16 protein-coding genes and 1 riboswitch are annotated in these 15,641 nt (G+C 66.0%); of the genes, 14 read left to right on the top strand and 2 right to left on the bottom strand.

Annotated elements, in window-relative coordinates; genetic code table 11:
* Positions 1-106 precede the first annotated feature (106 nt).
* The 4 genes from B047_RS0113260 (at position 107) to B047_RS0113245 (ending at position 4,889) form a co-directional block, all read left to right on the top strand.
* Positions 107-1,975, top strand: coding sequence for a peptide ABC transporter substrate-binding protein (locus B047_RS0113260; protein WP_018467454.1), 1,869 nt, complete (start codon positions 107-109; stop codon positions 1,973-1,975).
* 103 nt (positions 1,976-2,078) lie between these two features.
* A complete protein-coding gene (locus B047_RS0113255; RefSeq protein WP_018467453.1) occupies positions 2,079-3,089 on the top strand; it encodes an ABC transporter permease in 1,011 nt (336 codons plus the stop codon).
* Positions 3,090-3,097: 8 nt separating this feature from the next.
* Positions 3,098-4,303, top strand: a complete 1,206-nt coding sequence (locus B047_RS0113250) for an ABC transporter permease (protein WP_018467452.1) — start codon at positions 3,098-3,100, stop codon at positions 4,301-4,303.
* Between the two features lie 16 nt (positions 4,304-4,319).
* Positions 4,320-4,889 (top strand): DUF6812 domain-containing protein, encoded by a 570-nt coding sequence (locus tag B047_RS0113245; protein WP_018467451.1) that lies wholly within the window; start codon positions 4,320-4,322, stop codon positions 4,887-4,889.
* A gap of 8 nt (positions 4,890-4,897) precedes the next feature.
* Here B047_RS0113245 and B047_RS0113240 read toward each other — a convergent pair whose 3' ends face one another.
* Entirely contained in the window at positions 4,898-5,656 is a 759-nt protein-coding gene (locus tag B047_RS0113240; protein WP_026234882.1) for a carboxypeptidase-like regulatory domain-containing protein, read from the bottom strand.
* Positions 5,657-5,775: 119 nt separating this feature from the next.
* Positions 5,776-5,882: riboswitch (TPP riboswitch) on the top strand.
* A 59-nt stretch (positions 5,883-5,941) separates the two neighbouring features.
* Between B047_RS0113240 and thiE the strand changes: the two genes are divergently transcribed.
* The 10 genes from thiE (at position 5,942) to dxs (ending at position 14,608) form a co-directional block, all read left to right on the top strand.
* The gene (gene thiE / locus B047_RS0113235; RefSeq protein WP_018467450.1) at positions 5,942-6,568 is read left to right on the top strand and encodes a thiamine phosphate synthase; all 627 of its coding nucleotides are present in this window, start codon (positions 5,942-5,944) and stop codon (positions 6,566-6,568) included.
* Positions 6,555-6,761 (top strand): sulfur carrier protein ThiS, encoded by a 207-nt coding sequence (gene thiS / locus B047_RS0113230; protein ID WP_018467449.1) that lies wholly within the window; start codon positions 6,555-6,557, stop codon positions 6,759-6,761. Before thiE ends, thiS begins: the two co-directional genes overlap by 14 nt.
* A 2-nt stretch (positions 6,762-6,763) precedes the next feature.
* A complete protein-coding gene (locus tag B047_RS0113225; protein WP_018467448.1) occupies positions 6,764-7,552 on the top strand; it encodes a thiazole synthase in 789 nt (262 codons plus the stop codon).
* Positions 7,549-8,478: an NAD(P)/FAD-dependent oxidoreductase gene (locus B047_RS0113220; RefSeq protein WP_018467447.1), complete on the top strand. Its 930-nt coding sequence runs from the start codon at positions 7,549-7,551 to the stop codon at positions 8,476-8,478. Before B047_RS0113225 ends, B047_RS0113220 begins: the two co-directional genes overlap by 4 nt.
* Positions 8,475-9,782 (top strand): phosphomethylpyrimidine synthase ThiC, encoded by a 1,308-nt coding sequence (gene thiC / locus B047_RS0113215; protein WP_018467446.1) that lies wholly within the window; start codon positions 8,475-8,477, stop codon positions 9,780-9,782. The genes B047_RS0113220 and thiC overlap by 4 nt, the downstream gene beginning before the upstream one ends.
* Positions 9,779-10,555, top strand: coding sequence for a bifunctional hydroxymethylpyrimidine kinase/phosphomethylpyrimidine kinase (gene thiD, locus B047_RS0113210; protein ID WP_018467445.1), 777 nt, complete (start codon positions 9,779-9,781; stop codon positions 10,553-10,555). The genes thiC and thiD overlap by 4 nt, the downstream gene beginning before the upstream one ends.
* Positions 10,556-10,631: 76 nt before the next feature.
* Entirely contained in the window at positions 10,632-11,294 is a 663-nt protein-coding gene (locus tag B047_RS0113205; protein ID WP_018467444.1) for a PspA/IM30 family protein, read from the top strand.
* 57 nt (positions 11,295-11,351) lie between these two features.
* Positions 11,352-11,813 carry a hypothetical protein gene (locus tag B047_RS17985; RefSeq protein WP_018467443.1) on the top strand — a complete coding sequence of 154 codons (462 nt, stop codon included), beginning with the start codon at positions 11,352-11,354 and terminating at the stop codon, positions 11,811-11,813.
* 217 nt (positions 11,814-12,030) lie between these two features.
* Positions 12,031-12,708, top strand: a complete 678-nt coding sequence (locus B047_RS0113195) for a hypothetical protein (RefSeq protein WP_018467442.1) — start codon at positions 12,031-12,033, stop codon at positions 12,706-12,708.
* Between the two features lie 37 nt (positions 12,709-12,745).
* The gene (gene dxs, locus B047_RS0113190; RefSeq protein ID WP_018467441.1) at positions 12,746-14,608 is read left to right on the top strand and encodes a 1-deoxy-D-xylulose-5-phosphate synthase; all 1,863 of its coding nucleotides are present in this window, start codon (positions 12,746-12,748) and stop codon (positions 14,606-14,608) included.
* 22 nt (positions 14,609-14,630) lie between these two features.
* Here the strand turns inward: dxs and fmt are convergent, their stop codons facing one another.
* Complete coding sequence (gene fmt / locus B047_RS0113185) at positions 14,631-15,638, bottom strand: methionyl-tRNA formyltransferase (RefSeq protein ID WP_052606142.1); 1,008 nt, start codon at positions 15,636-15,638, stop codon at positions 14,631-14,633.
* Positions 15,639-15,641: the final 3 nt, after the last annotated feature.

Genomic DNA, 15,641 nt, shown 5'->3' with positions numbered 1-15,641 from the left:
AGACACCTTGGCCGAGTACACACGATTTACGATTTCATCCATCGTCCATATAATTTGCCTCGGCAATCTCTGCCAAGAATGCCTAAACGCACCAAGAGGAGGTTTCATGAGACACCTCAGTAAGCTAGCAGCTTTATGGCTCATCGGAGCGGGTCTGGCCCTTGCGGGGCCACAGGATAACAGCCTGGTGGTGGGGGCTTCGCAGGAGCCCAGGGTATTGATGGGCGACTTCCTCGACGTGATCTCCAACCAGGCCATCAAGTCGGAGATCCAGCAGTACCTCTTCACCCCGCTGGTGGGCTTCGACGCCAACAGCCAAAACACCGCCAACCTGGTCACCGAAGTGCCGACCCTGGCCAACAGGAGGCTGCGGGCCGTCGACATCGGGGGCGGCAAGAAGCGCCTGGAGATGGACCTGACCCTCAAGCCCGGCCTCAAGTGGTCTGACGGCAACGACTTCACCACCGAGGACATCGCCTTCTACTACGAGGTGGGCAAGGCCAAGGGCATGCCGGTGCTCAACCCCGACTACTGGCAACGGATCAAGCTCACCGTCAAGGACAAGCAGAACTTCACCGTGACCTTCGAGCCGGCCTACTACTACGACACCTACGGCAGCCCCATCGGCTACGCCCCGGCCCACCTGCTCAGAGAGGAGTGGAACAAGACCAAGGCCGCGGCGGCCCCCCTGGACCCTGACAAAGACGCTCAGAGGCTCAACGAGCTCTACAGGGGCTTCTTCAACAAGTTCAGCACCCCGCAGTTCCTCAACTCGGGCAAGTACCCCTCCATGGGCCCCTTCAAGGTCTCCCGCTGGGTGCCCAACTCCACCTTGGAGATGGTGCGCAACCCCAACTTCCCCCTCATCCCGGCGGGCGGGGCCGATAAGTACGTGCAGAAGGTGGTCTACCGCTTCATCCAGAACACCAACTCCCTGCTGGTGGCCATCCTGGGGGGCGGCATCGACGCCACCTCCTCGGTTGCCCTGACCTTTGACCAAGGGCGCAGCAAGCAGCTCACCAGCCGCGCTCCAGGCCGCTTCGATATCTGGTTCGTACCGGGGGCCATCTGGGAGCACATCGACATCAACAAGTTCACCAACTGCCAACAGGTAGCCGACTTGCAGCTCAACGACGTACGCACCCGCCAGGCGCTGCTGTACGCCATGAACCGCGAGGGCCTGGTCAAGGCCTTCTTCGATGGGCTCCAACCGGTGGCCCACACCTGGATCGCCCCGGTGAATCCCCTCTCCAACCAGAAGGTGCAGACCTACCCCTACGACCCCAACAGGGCCAAGCAGCTCCTGGCCGAGCTGGGCTGGAGGCCGGGGCCGGATGGCATCCTGCAGCGCACCGTGGGCAACCGCACCGTGCGCTTCGAAATCGAGTTCGTGACCACTGCCGGCAACGCCGTGCGCGAGCGCACCCAGCAGTTCTTCGCGGAGAACCTCAAGCAGGTGGGCATCGCGCTCAAGATCAACAACGCCCCCTCCTCGGTGGTCTTCGCCGACGACTTCATCCAGCGGGCCAGCGAGTGCAAGTGGACGGGGATGTTCGAGTTCGCTTGGATCTCGAGCCTCTCCGAAGACGGCAGCCTCTTCCAGTACAAGAACCTCAACACCGGGGCCATCTTCGTACCTACCAAGGACAACAACTACCAGGGTCAGAACATCGGCGGCTGGCGCAACGACCAGTTCGACAGGCTGACCAGCCAGGGCACCATCGAGTTCGACGAGGGCGAGCGCAAAGATCTCTTCGCCCAGGCCCAGGAGATCTGGGCTAGGGAAGTGCCGGCCCTGCCGCTTTACTTCCGCTCCAACCCCTACGTGGTCAAGAAGGGCCTGGTGAACTACGTAGTCTCGGCCTACTCCGGCGGTTTTGGCTACCCAGGCTGGAACGCTTGGGAGATTGGCTGGGAGAGCCGGGGAGCCCAGAAGAGGTGGGACCAGGCTAGGTACGCCCCCTCCGCCCGGTAGTTCACGGTGGCTTCAGAACAACTTAGACTGAGGCCCGCCCCAGGGCGGGCCTCGCTTTCGGGCATAGGTCGAAAAGGTAATATAGGGACAAACTGAGGAGATAATGTTTGCTTACACGGTACGCCGGCTGCTTCAGATGGTGCCGCTTTTGTTCGCGGCCTCGGTGGTGATCTACGCGCTTCTGGCCTTGCAGCCGGGGGATCCATTGGACCAGTTGCGTCAGGCCAACCCCCGCATCACCGCCGAGCAGCTCGAGGCCCTCAAGCGCGCCTACGGTCTGGACCAGCCCATCTACGTGCGTTACTTCAAGTGGCTGGGCCGGGCGTTGCAAGGCGACCTGGGCCTCAGCCGCGACTACGGCATCTCGGCAGCGCAGTTCATCTTTCAGCAGCGCCTGCCCTACACCCTTCTGCTCTCCGGGCTGGCTCTGCTGATCTCCCTGGCGGTGGCCATCCCGGTGGGGATCTTCTCGGCGGTGCGGCAGTACTCCACCGCCGATTACGCCATCACCACCCTGGCTTTCATGGGGTACTCCATGCCGGTCTTCTTCTTGGGCATCCTGCTTTTGTTCTTGTTCACGGTCTGGATTCCCGACCACCTCGCCTTCTTCCCCCGCTTCCCCATCGGGGGGGTGCCCAACCTGCTGTGGTCGGACGTGCGCTCGGGCAACGTGGGGTTTTTGGCTTTCCTCGGGCAGTGGGCCTGGCACCTGGTTCTGCCGGTTCTGGCCCTCTCGGTGATCCAGATGGCCACCTATACCCGCTTCATGCGAGCCAGCCTGCTCGAGGTGCTGAACCAAGACTTCGTGCGCACTGCTCGAGCCAAGGGGTTGGCCGAGCGCAAGGTGCTCTATAAACACGCCCTGCGAAACGCCCTGATCCCTATCGTGACCGTGGTGGGTCTGGCCATACCCGGGGTTCTGAGCGGGGCGGTAATCACCGAGACCATCTTCTCCTGGCCGGGCATGGGACGGGCCATCTTCGACTCGCTGGTGGCTAAGGACTACAACGTGGCCATGGCCGCCCTGGCTTTCCTGGCCTTTCTCACCGCCCTCTTCAACCTGATCACCGACCTCATGTATGCGGTGGTAGACCCCCGCATCCGCTACAGCTAGGAGGTGCCATGCTAAGCGTCGCTCATCCTGCCAAACCTCAAAGCGCCTGGGCCCTAGCCTGGCGCCGCTTCCGCAAGCACCGCCTGGCCATGGGCGCCCTGGTGGTGGTGCTCCTTCTGGTGCTGATGGCCCTCCTAGCCCCCCTGCTGGCCCCCTACGACCCCACCGCCCAACCCACCGGAGGCGATCTGGCTTCCTTTTACTTTCAAGGCCCCAGCCGCGAGCACTGGCTGGGCACCGACGACCTAGGCCGCGACGTGCTCTCACGCATCATCTACGGCTCGCGCATCTCGCTGCTGGTGGGCTTCACCGTGGCCATTTCGGCGGTGATTTTGGGGACCATCTTGGGCACGCTGGCCGGCTATTTCTCGGGCCGCCCCCTGCGCTTTTACGTAGGCCCCCTGGCCCCTCAGGGTTGGCACCCTCCCCTCTTCGCCTTGTGGCGGGTGATCTCCTGGGTGCTTTTCTACGCTTTCCTCTACTTCGTGGCCCGTCTGAGCTGGATGCTGGCCTCCGACGCGGTGCGGGCCGTGCTGGGGGGAAGCTGGACTCCGGGCAACGCCCTCTCGAGCCTGGCCCTCCTACTGGTGTGGGCCCTGGTGGCCCTGGCCGCGGTCTGGGGCTTGTGGGGCCGGTTGCAGTTGGACCTAGACATCGTCATCAGCCGCCTGATCGACTTCATGCTGACCATCCCTACCCTGCCGCTGCTGCTGGTGCTCTCGGCGCTGCTGCGCGACCCTGGGGTGGCGGTGGGCCGTTGGGCCGAGGCCCTCTTCGGCAGCGCGGCCAGCGTGTTCATCATCATCAGCATCCTGGTGATCTTCGGCTGGATCACCATCGCCCGGCTGGTGCGCGGGGCCGTCCTCTCCCTGCGCGAGCAGGAGTTCGCCGCCGCGGCTCAGGCCCTGGGGGCTTCCGAGGCTCGGGTGATGTTCCGCCACCTGGTACCCAACGCCATCGCCCCCATCATCGTGCAAGCCACCCTCGAGGTGGGCAATGCCATCCTGGTCGAGGCTGCGCTCTCCTTCTTGGGCTTCGGCATCCAGCCCCCCGTCGCCACCTGGGGCAACATGCTCACCAACGCCCAGGAGTACATCTTCAGCGCCCCCTGGCTGGCCCTGGCACCGGGTTTCATGATCTTCCTCACGGTGCTGGCGTTCAACTACCTGGGCGACGGCCTGCGGGACGCGCTCGACCCCAGAAGCCGCTTGTAGCTGTTACAGTTAAGCCGTGTACCGACAGCCGCGAGAAGCTTTCGAAGCCCGCGTGCATACCGCCGAACACCGCATCTACGGGCAGATCTACCTGATCCCCGGCAGCGGCACGGCGGACCTTCTGAACGCCGAGGGCAAGGCGTACCTTCCGGTAACCGGCGCCCTGCTGTATCAAGCGGGCCATAAGCACCCTCCCGAGGCCGGTGAACTCAAGGCCAGCAGTGCCTTCGTGGCCCTGCAGAAAACACAGCTGCGTTGGCTGGTGGGGGGCCGACCGGCCACGCTGCGCACCTCCAGGGCCATGCTGGAGAAAAAACGGCTGGCCCTGCTGTATGGCTCGTACTTGCTGGCCGGAGATCTGGAGATCCCTAAGGGAGTGCGGCTTTCGGACTATCTTTCCTCCACCAAGCCCTTCCAGACGCTCTACGCGGCGGGCCTATACCTTTTGCAGCCACAAAAACCCGTCGTGGAGCTCGAGCCCTACGAGACCTTCGAGTTCGTGACGGTCAACCTACACCAGACGGCGGGGGTGATCGAAGCCCCCGCCCCTTCCGGTCAGGATACGCGGCTTACCCTGTTTGGCTGAGTGGCCGGCTACTGGCGCTTGAGCAGGTAAACGGTCAGCTCGCGGTTGTTGCGCAGCTGAAGTTGGAACTCGAAGGGCTGGTACCCGGCGGCCTCGATGCGAAGGGTGTATTCGCCGGCCTCGAGCCCCTGAAACACCACCTCCGCCCCGCTCCGGGTGTCGACCGCGAGGCCAGCGCGGCTCAGCTCGACCTGGGCACCCTCAATCCCCGTGACCACCTTGAGCAAGCAGGGGCACAGCGCGTCGCTGCTGACCACCCCCACCCGCTCTTGCGGCATCGTGGGCTCAGGGGCGGAGGTTTCGTCGGTGGGCGGTGAGGTCTGCGGGGTTTGGGCAGGGGTTTGAGGGGCTGGCGCGGGCGGCTCGGTGAGAGTGGGCTGCGTGGGGGGCGGGGTCTGGGGTTCTGTCGCGGTGGCGGGGGGGTTCTCGAGCAAGGCCACCGGGTTGGTGTTCCAGGGCTGGGCGACGTTGAGAGCGGGAAACAAAAACAAAGCCAGCACCAGACCCACGAACATGGTGGTCATTTTTCCCCGCACCCTCGAGGGCAGAAACAGCGCCAGCAGGAAAAGACCCACCCCCGCCAGGCCCACGATCAAATAGGCCTGGCCTTGACGCCACAGGCCCAGCGAGGGGATCAGCAGCGAACCCAGGGCCAGCCCGATCAACAGGAGCACCGCCCCCACCCTGGGATTGCGCGAGAGCGTGAGCAGGCTGACGAGGAACAGGAGCGCTCCGAGAATTCCACCGAACCAAAAGACCATTTCCATGCGCAACCTCCTCGAATGGCCGCTGGTTTACTTATAACACACAGCAGCTCGGGTGAAACTCTTGCTGGTTACAGGGTTGCCATCCTTGACGGGGGTGTTGACGGCCTGATAACGTTGATCTGATCGGCTAGGGGTGCCCCCGCGGGGGCTGAGAACAGGGTGACCCCTGTAACCCTTGGAACCTGATCCGGTTAGTACCGGCGGAGGGAAGCCCATGGAGAAATCTTTCCAACCCAACATATACCCCATTCCTCCTGGCCCTTCGCCGGTCCAGGAGGTGGTTTTTTGTTAGGAAAGCTGTATCTGGTCGCGAGCCCCCGACCCGGCCAGCCGGAGGCGGAGTTGCTGGGCCGCCTCGAGGCCGCCCTGGACGGCGGGGTCGAACTGCTGCAGCTGCGGGCCAAGGACCTCGAGGCCCAGGCTATCCTCGAGCTCGGTGAAAAGCTGCGGGAGCTGTGCGGGCGTTACCGGGTGCCGCTGGTGATCAACGACCGCCCCGACCTCGCCACCGTACTGGAAGCCGAGGGGGTGCACCTGGGACAGGGGGACCTGAGCGTGGCCCAGGCTCGGCGCTTCTTCGCGGGCTGGATTGGTCGCAGCACCCACGCAGCTGAGCAGGCCCTGCGGGAGCAGGCCGCGCTCGAGGGGAGTGAGGGCTATCTTTCGGTGGGGCCGGTTTGGGAAACCCCCACCAAACCCGGGCGGCCTGCCACGGGCCTGGCGTACGTGCGGTGGGCGGCGCAAAACCTTCGGGTGCCCTGGTTTGCCATCGGGGGCATCGACGAGCACACCCTACCCAAGGTGCTGGAGGCTGGAGCCCGACGGGTAGCGGTGGTGCGGGCCATCCTGGACGCCCCTCATCCCCAGCAGGTCGCCGCGCGCATGCGGAGGTGGCTGGATGGTCTGGATTAACGGCAAGGCCGTGGAGGCCGAGGGAAAGAGCCTGAGCGAGGTCGTCGAGGCCGTGTGCGGCCAGCGGGGAATAAGCCTCGAGGCGGTCGCCGTGATGCTCAACGACGAAATCTGGGTCAAAGGCCGCTGGCCCAACCGCCCCCTGGCGGCGGGGGACGTGGTGGAGGTCGTGGCCATGATGCAGGGGGGCTAGCCGTGAGTGAGCTGGTGATCGCAGGTCAGCGCCTGAGGGGCCGCCTGTTCGTGGGCACGGGCAAGTACCGCGACTTCGCGCTGATGCAGGAGGCGCTCGAGGCCGCCGGGGCCGAGGTGGTGACCGTCTCGATCCGGCGCGTCGAGGTGGGGGCGGCGGGGCACCAGGGCCTGCTGGAGGCGCTGGACTGGCAGCGCTACCGGGTGCTCCCCAACACCGCCGGAGCCCGCACGGCCGTCGAGGCTTTGCGCCTGGCCCGGCTGGGGCGGGCCATCACAGGGAGCGACTGGGTGAAGCTGGAGGTGATCCCTGACCCCACCTACCTCCTCCCCGACCCCCTGGAGACCCTAAAGGCGGCGGAGATCCTGTTGCAGGAAGGTTTTGTCGTCTTACCCTACATGGCCCCCGACCTGGTCCTGGCCCGGCGCCTGGCCGCTTTGGGCACGGCCACGGTGATGCCCCTGGCCGCCCCCATCGGTTCGGGCTGGGGGGTGCGGACCCGGGCCCTTCTAGAGCTTTTCGCTCGGGAAAGGACGGCTTTGCCCCCGGTGGTGGTGGATGCGGGACTGGGCCTCCCTTCCCACGCGGCGGAGGTCATGGAGCTGGGGTTGGATGCCGTGCTGGTCAACACCGCCATCGCCGAGGCGGAGGATCCCCCGGCCATGGCCGAGGCCTTTAGGCTGGCGGTGGAGGCGGGAAGGAAGGCCTTTCTGGCGGGGCCCATGCGGCCGAGGGAAGGGGCAAGCCCATCCAGTCCCACGACCGGCGTTCCCTTGGGGAGGGAGGGGTGAGGGCCGAGGTGGCCGTGGTGGGGGCGGGGATCATCGGGGCCCTTACGGCCTATGAGCTGGCCAAGCGGGGCCTCGAGGTCCTCCTCCTGGATGCGGAAAAGCCCGGGGCCGCCACCCTGGCCAGCGCCGGCATGCTGGCCCCCTACCCCGAGGGGCTTTCAGGGGAGCTCTTACAGGCGGGCCTCTTGGCCCTTACCCATTACCGAGACCTCGTGGCCGAGTTGGGGGAAAAGGGCTTCCCCGTGGAGGCGGGTTTTTCCGGCACCTACGTGGCCGCGCTAACCCCGGGGGAGAAGGAGGCCTGGGAGGCCGAGGCCCCCCTACCCTACCCGGTGCGGGGGGGCCTGGGGGCCAGGGCCTTTCCTGGAGGGTACGTGCACCCTAAGGCCCTAAGGGAGGCCCTCCTTGGGGTCCTGAGGGGCATGGGGGTTCCTTACCTGAAGGCCGAGGCCACGGGGGTTGGGGAGGGAAAGGTCCTCCTCGCCGAGGGGGAGGTACGGGCCCGGCGCATCCTCCTGGCCGTGGGGGCCTGGGGGGAGCGGTTCGGTCTCGGGGTGCGCCCCCTCAAGGGGGAGGCCCTTCTCCTGGAAGGCCCCTCCCCACCCGCCCCCCTTTTCGCCGGGGAAGGCTACCTCCTGCCCCGGGAGGGTGGGGTTTACCTGGGGGCCACGGGGAGGGAGGAGTGGCAAGAGGGTGTGGACCTCTTTGGGCTGAGGTGGCTTGCGGATTACGCCCACGAGCGGTTCCCCGCTTTGGGAGGGTCCCGCTTCCGGGGGGTGGTCTTCGGCTACCGGCCCCTGGGGGAGGTTTTTGTGGGGGAGGTGGGGGAGGGCGTCTACGCGGCCACGGGCCACGGTAGGAACGGCGTCCTCCTCGCGCCCTGGACGGCGAAGCGGCTTTTGCAGCTCATGGGGGTGGAGGGATGACGCAGCTGGAGGCGGCGAGGAAGGGCATCGTCACCGAGGAAATGGCCTACGTGGCAGAGCGAGAGGGGGTTTCCCCCGAGTTCGTGCGGGAAGGGGTGGCCCGGGGGAGGATCGTGATTCCCCGGAACCCCAACCACCGCACCCTCACCGACTTCAAGGGCATCGGGGAGGGTTTGGGCGTCAAGGTGAACGCCAACCTGGGCACCTCCTACGATTACGTGGACCTGGAGGCCGAGGTGGAGAAGGCCAGGGTAGCCATCCGCTATGGGGCGGACACCCTCATGGACCTCTCCACCGGGGGGGATCTGAAGGAGATTCGGCGGCGCATCCTCGAGGTGGCCAGTGTTCCCTTGGGCACCGTGCCCATCTACGAGGCGGAGTTTAGGGCGGCCAGGCGCAAGAACTTCTTTGACCTGTCGGCAGGCGAGCTTTTCCAGGTCATAGAGGAGCACGGGAAGGAGGGGGTGGACTACATCACCGTCCACGTGGGAGTGACCCTGAAGAACCTGGAGGTGTACCGGCATAGCCCCCGCACCACGGGCATCGTGAGCCGGGGCGGGGGGCTTATGGCCGCCTGGATGCTCCACCGGGGGGAGGAAAACCCCCTCTATGCCCGTTTTGACGACCTTCTGGACATCGCCCGCACCTACGACATGACCCTTTCCCTGGGGGATGGCCTGCGGCCGGGTTCGTTGGCCGATAGCACCGACCGGGCCCAGATCGCCGAGCTCCTCACCATCGGCGAGCTGGTGGAAAGGGCCAGGCGGGCCGGGGTCCAGGCCATGGTGGAGGGTCCGGGGCACATTCCCCTGAACGAGGTGGCCACCAACGTCCAGATCCAGAAGAAGCTCACGGGCTATGCGCCCTTCTACATCCTGGGCATGCTGCCCGTGGACACCGCCGCCGGTTTTGACCACATCGCCGGGGCCATCGGCGGGGCCTTGGCGGGTTGGATGGGGGCGGACATGCTCTGCTACCTGACCCCCGCGGAGCACCTGGGCCTGCCCACCGCCGGGTACGTGAAGGAGGGGGTCATCGCCTTCAAGATCGCGGCCCACGCCGCGGATGTGGCCCGGGGGAATCCCCAAGCCCTACAGCGGAACCGGCGCATGTCCGAGGCCCGCTACCGCCTGGACTGGGAAGCCCAGTTTGCCCTCTGTCTTTTCCCCGAGGAGGCGCGGCGGCTTAAGGAGGAGCGGGGCTCCCGCACCAAGGCCTGCAGCATGTGCGGCCCCTTTTGCCCCATGAACCTGGTGGAGGCGGTGCTCAGGGGCAAGGAGCGTCTGGAGCTGCCGGTGGCATGAGGGTGGCCCTGACCATCGCCGGTTCGGACTCTGGGGGCGGGGCAGGGGTGCAGGCGGACCTCAAGGTCTTCTTCCGCTTCGGGCTCTACGGTACGAGCGCCCTCACCCTGGTGACCGCCCAGAACACCCTGGGGGTAGAGCGCCTCCACCTCCTTCCCCCGAGCCTGGTCTACCAGCAGATTCGGAGCGTGGCCGAGGACCTACCCGTTCACGCGGCCAAAACCGGGGCCCTGGGCAGCGCCGAGATCGTAGAGGCGGTGGCCGCAGGGATAAGGCGCCACGGGATCGCCCCCTTGGTGGTGGATCCGGTGATGGTGGCCAAGGGCGGGGACCCCCTCCTGGCCCCCGAGGCGGTGGCGGCTCTAAAGGAGAGGCTTTTCCCCTTGACCGACCTCATCACCCCGAACCGCCTCGAGGCCGAGGCCCTCCTGGGCCGCCCCATCCGCACCCTTGAGGAAGCGGAGGAGGCAGCTTTGGCCCTTTTGGCGCTAGGACCTAGGGCCGTGCTCCTCAAGGGGGGGCACCTGGAGGGGGAGGAGGCGGTGGACCTCCTCGCCACCCGGGAAGGGGTGCGGGCCTTTAGCGCCCCCAGGGTCGCCACCCGCAACACCCACGGCACGGGCTGCACCCTTTCCGCCGCCATCACCGCCCTCTTGGCCTTGGGCAAACCCCTGGCCGAGGCGGTGGCCGAGGCCAAGGCCTACCTCACCCGCGCCCTTAGGAGCGCGCCCCCCTTGGGTCAGGGGCATGGCCCCCTCAACCACTTTGCCTGAGCTCGAGGCCTCGCGCTTCACGCTGGTTGTAGCCTCTTCAGCGTGTGCGCTAGACTGAGGCTAAGGAGGCAATGCAATGGGTATTCTCGATCGCCTGAGCCGGCTGATCCGGGCCAACATCAACGACCTGCTCAAACGGGCTGAGGACCCCGAGAAAATCATCGAGCAGGCCCTCGAGGACATGCGCGCGGCCCTGCGCGATGCCCGCGAGGAAGTGGCCGGTGCCATAGCCGAGCAGAAAAAGCTCGAGCGCGAACAACAGAGCTACGCCGAGCAGGCGCGGGCCTGGGAGCTCAAGGCTGCCGAGGCCCTCAAGGGCGGGCGCGAAGACCTGGCCCGCGAGGCCCTCAAGCGCAAGCAGCAGGCCCAAACCCTCTCCGAGGGCTTTGCCCAGCAGCTAGCCCAGCAGAGCAGCTTGGTGCAGCAACTCATGACCCAGCTCAAGGCCCTCGAGGCCAAGATTCAGGAGGCCGAGGCCAAGAAGGCCCTGCTCCTGGCCCGAAAGAAGGGCGTAGAAGCCGCGGAAACCGTGCGGCGCTTCGAGTCCAAGGTGGATGCTCACAGCGCCGTGGAGGCCTTCGAGGACATGGAACGCCGCATCGAGGCGATGGAGGACCGCCACCAGGCCATGGCTGAGATGGACAAGAGCGACATTGAGAAGGAACTGGCCGAGCTGGGTACCGACAAGGCCGTCGAAGACGACCTTACCCGCCTCAAACGCGAGCTCGGCATGAGCTGAACATGCTAACGTGAGCCCCGACCGGACGAATGACCCGGTCGGGTGCACAATTGAGCCATGCTGGCTTTGGGAGAGATCCTGCTCTTGCTGGGGGTGTTGGGGGTGGTGTTGTGGGTTCTGTCCGCGCCCGGCAGTACGCCCCAGGATGAGCGCCTGGAGCGTGCCCTGGCCGAATTGCGCCGCCAGCGGACCCAGCTGGGCAAGCCTTTGCGGAGGTTGGTGTCCCAGGCAATTCGCTACGGCCAGGAGCTGCGTGGCCTACGCCGGAGCATGGCCGAACTCGAGCGCCGCCTCGCCGAGCGTCAGACCGCCGACAGCGCGAGCATCTCCACCACCCGCGAGCGGCTGCAGAGCCGCTATGAGCAGCTAGCCCGGGCCTACGAGGGGGGGGTGGAGTTGCTGGAGAACCTGGGGACCGAACTCCTGTTGTGGCAGGGGCCGGAAGCCCCCAGGGGGTTCGAGGAACTCGAGGCCCTGCGCTCGAGCCTGCGTGAGCTGCTGAGCCGCCCTAAGGAGTGATACCGGATTCAAAAAGATAATCACCCAAACTAAAGACCTTCAGAGGCTATCTTTTTGAATCCTAGAGCACTCCCTTCGGTCGGGTCAGTTCGTCCCCATTCGGGAACGAACTGACCGAATCTGGTATGAGCAGGGACTCCGCATCCCAAGAAGCCCCCTCCCTGCTCTCACACCAAGCTGAACTCTCGGGGCGGGTTAGGAAAGTAAACTGATGGGCATGAAGTTGGCGTCCGTACCTTGGGCCATGCTCACCCTTCTGCTGGCCGTGCTGAGCGCTTGCGTGCCCCAAACTGATCAGAACACCCAGAGCAACCTCGGGCTCTCCTCCAACCAGGCCTACTTGCCCTTCCAGACCGGGGTGCAGTGGGCCTACCTGCCCCAGGATGCCGCTCCCAACGACCCACCCTACCGCCTCACCGTGCTGGGACCCGCCCCCTTCGGCGACCAGATCGCGGTGAAGTACCGCTTCGCCGGGCGGGGTGTACAGAAGGACTACTACCGCCAGATCGGCCCGGCGGGGGTCAGGCTGCTGGGTTACGAGGACGCGGTGAGCACCGCCGTGACCCGCTTCAACCCACCCATGCTCGAGTACCCCCCGGAAAGCCAGATCGCCACGGGTAGTCGCTGGGGTGGCGTCACCACGGTGGAGACCACCCTGTACCCCCCCAACGCCAGGCCCCAGGTGATCTATAAGGAGACCATCGAGTACAACTACCGCATCCTGGGCAAGGAGAAAGTCCGGGTTAGGGGTGGGGAGTTCGAGGTTTTCCGGGTGCAGTTCGAGGCCAAGGGCGGCACCGGAGCGGTGGACAGCCGCGAGATCTGGTTCGTGCCGGGGGTGGGTGAGGTTCGTACCAAGGAAGGCTTTGTGTTGGTTGCACGCAATTTCGGTTAGGCGCAGGCCCTAAAGTCTTAAGGGGAAGGGGGCTCCCTTGGTACTCGACAAAGTCAATAGCCCGTCTGACCTCAAGGCTCTTTCCGAAGCCGAGCTCTTGGCCCTGGCCGAGGAACTGCGCAGCGAGATCATCCGAGTGTGCGCTCAAAACGGTGGGCACCTGGCCTCTTCGCTCGGCGCCGTCGAGCTGATCGTGGCATTGCACAGGGTCTTCGACTCACCCCGCGACCGCATCCTCTTCGACGTAGGACACCAGGCTTACGCCCACAAACTCCTCACCGGGCGCAAGGGGGTCTTCCACACCATCCGCCAGGAAGGGGGCATCTCCGGCTTTACCAAAGTCAGCGAGTCGGAGCACGACGCCATCACCGTGGGCCACGCCAGCACCTCGCTGGCCAACGCCATCGGCATGGCCATCGCCCGCGACACCCTGGGCGAGAACTACCACATCGTGAGCGTCATCGGCGACGGCGCGCTCACCGGGGGCATGGCCCTGGCCGCGCTCAACGTCATCGGCGAGCAGCAACGCAAGATGCTGATCGTGCTCAACGACAACGAGATGAGCATCAGCGAGAACGTGGGCGCCCTCAACCGCTTCTTCAAGGAGTTGCAGGTCAAGAAGTGGGTACAGGACACTGAGCGGTGGGGCCGGGGGGTGCTCGAGACCATCTCCCCCAGGCTGTTCAACCTCGTCGACCGGGCCAAGGAAGCCGCCAAGCTGGTGCTGCACCAGGAGAACCCCTTCTATGCCTGGGGCCTGCGCTACGTGGGGCCGGTCGACGGGCACAACCTCAAGGGCCTGGTTCACCTCCTGCAGGAGCTCAAGGAACTCGACGGGCCCACCATCTTGCACATCGTCACCCAGAAGGGCAAGGGCTACAAGGTGGCCGAGGCCGACCCCATCTACTGGCACGGCCCACCCGGCTTCAACCCCGCAAAGCCCGAGAAGGTCTCCAAGGGCTACTCCTGGTCGGCGGCCTTCGGGGATGCGGTGACCGAGCTCGCCCACCTCGAGCCCCGCCTCTTCGTCATCACCCCGGCCATGCGCGAGGGCTCGGGGCTGGTAAAGTACTCGCAGACCCACCCCAGCCGCTACCTCGACACCGGCATCTGCGAGGACGTGGCCGCCACCGCCGCCGCGGGGATGGCTCTGCGCGGCCTCAAACCGGTGCTGGCGATCTACTCCACCTTCTTGCAGCGGGCCTACGACCAGGTGATCCACGACATCGCCATCGAAAAGCTGGACGTGGTGCTCGCCGTGGACCGCGCGGGCATCGTGGGCGGCGACGGCGCAACCCACAACGGTGTGTTCGACATCGCCTATCTGCGCACCGTTCCCAACGTGCAGATCGCGGCGCCTAAGGACGCCCTCGAGCTGCGGGCTATGCTCAAAAAAGCCCTCGAGCTTGGTGGTCCCGTCGCCATCCGCTACGCCCGTGACAACGTGGAGAAAGCTCCCGAAGGGAGCTGGCCCGACATCGCGTGGGGCAGGTGGGAGGTGCTGAAGGAGGGTTCGAAAGCCTACATCCTCGGCTTTGGCAAAACCCTCAGCTACGCCCTCGAGGCCGCGGGTGACAACCCCGAAGTCGGCGTGGTCAACGCCCGCTTCCTCAAGCCGCTCGACCGCGAGATGCTGGAAAAGCTGGCCCTGGAAGGCTACAAGCTGGTCACGGTGGAGGACCACCAGAAGATGGGCGGCTTTGGCTCGGCGGTGCTCGAGGCCCTGAGCGAGATGGGCTTCAAGCCCGACATCCGGGTGCTGGGCCTGCCCGATGTGTTCTTCGACCACGGCTCCATCGCCCGCATGCACCGCGAAGCGGGCATCGACGCTTCGGCCATCCTCGAGGCCCTGGCGCAGATGGGGGTGCGGGTGCGCAGGGTGGGGGCTACCGATAGCTGAATGCCCGAGACCCCCTCCTCTCTCACCGCAGCCTCGAGCCCACGCCGATCCGCGCCCCCCGAGCCCAGTCGGCGGCGGGCATGGGTTTCTTGCCCTCCGGCTGAACCTGCTGAAGCAGGATGGCTCCCTCTCCGGCGGCCACCGTGACGCCGCTCGAGTCCACCCCGAGCACCACTCCCGCCTCTCCCCTGCCCTCCACGGGCCGCATGGACAGCACCTTGACCCGTTTTCTCGGAAGCTCGAGCCGCGAAGCGCTACCCCCCGAATCGAGCCGCGAAGCGCTACCCCCTGGAAGTTCGAACCAGCTCCCCGGCCAGGGCTGCACTCCCCGGTGGCGGTTGTAGATCGCGCGGGCCGGACGCTCCCACACGATGCGCCCGTCTTCCTTCCCGAGCATGGGGGCGTGGGTGCCCTGGGCGGGTTGGGGGGTGAGGGTGAGGTGCTCGAGCCTGTCCAGCGCCTCCAGCAGCAGCTCGATGCCCTTGTCGCGCAAGCGCTCGGAGAGTTCTAGGGCCGTCTCATCCGGGTCTACGGGGGTGTGAAACTTGCTCACCACCGGCCCGGTGTCCATCCCCGCATCGGTTTGCATGATGCTCACCGCCGTCTGGGTGTCGCCGTTGATGAGGGTCCACTGCACCGGGGCGGGGCCACGGTACTTCGGCAGGTCGGAGGGGTGCAGGTTGAGAAAGCCATGGCGGGGCAGCTCGAGCAGCTCGGGGGGCAGGATTTTGCCGTAAGCCGCCGTCACCGCCACCTCCAGCTCCAGCTCGCGTACTTGCTCGAGGAATTCGGCGTTTTTCTTCAGCCTAGTGGGTTTCTCCAGCCGTAACCCCAGCTCGGTGGCCCGGCGGGCGACCGGGCAGGGGGTGAGCTCCAGGCCCCGCCCCGCGGGCTTGTCGGGCTGGGTGACCACCAGCAGCACCTGGTGGTGCCGGTGCAGGGCTTCGAGCACCGGCACCGCCCAGGCGGGGGAGCCGAAGAAGGCCACCCGGCGCCGGGGGCTGGAAGCTGGCGGCTGAGGAGGGTTCACCGC

The organism is Calidithermus timidus DSM 17022 (assembly GCF_000373205.1).
GTDB lineage: Bacteria > Deinococcota > Deinococci > Deinococcales > Thermaceae > Calidithermus > Calidithermus timidus.
This window is presented reverse-complemented; position numbering and strand designations above follow the sequence as displayed.

What these genes read in the sequence shown, in the direction of transcription:
- B047_RS0113260 (WP_018467454.1), top strand. Translation starts at nt 107, where the DNA reads ATGAGACACCTCAGTAAGCTAGCAGCTTTATGGCTCATCGGAGCGGGT.
- B047_RS0113255 (WP_018467453.1), top strand. Translation starts at nt 2,079, where the DNA reads ATGTTTGCTTACACGGTACGCCGGCTGCTTCAGATGGTGCCGCTTTTG.
- B047_RS0113250 (WP_018467452.1), top strand. Translation starts at nt 3,098, where the DNA reads ATGCTAAGCGTCGCTCATCCTGCCAAACCTCAAAGCGCCTGGGCCCTA.
- B047_RS0113240 (WP_026234882.1), bottom strand. Translation starts at nt 5,656, where the DNA reads ATGGAAATGGTCTTTTGGTTCGGTGGAATTCTCGGAGCGCTCCTGTTC.
- thiS (WP_018467449.1), top strand. Translation starts at nt 6,555, where the DNA reads ATGGTCTGGATTAACGGCAAGGCCGTGGAGGCCGAGGGAAAGAGCCTG.
- thiC (WP_018467446.1), top strand. Translation starts at nt 8,475, where the DNA reads ATGACGCAGCTGGAGGCGGCGAGGAAGGGCATCGTCACCGAGGAAATG.
- thiD (WP_018467445.1), top strand. Translation starts at nt 9,779, where the DNA reads ATGAGGGTGGCCCTGACCATCGCCGGTTCGGACTCTGGGGGCGGGGCA.
- B047_RS0113205 (WP_018467444.1), top strand. Translation starts at nt 10,632, where the DNA reads ATGGGTATTCTCGATCGCCTGAGCCGGCTGATCCGGGCCAACATCAAC.
- B047_RS17985 (WP_018467443.1), top strand. Translation starts at nt 11,352, where the DNA reads ATGCTGGCTTTGGGAGAGATCCTGCTCTTGCTGGGGGTGTTGGGGGTG.
- B047_RS0113195 (WP_018467442.1), top strand. Translation starts at nt 12,031, where the DNA reads ATGAAGTTGGCGTCCGTACCTTGGGCCATGCTCACCCTTCTGCTGGCC.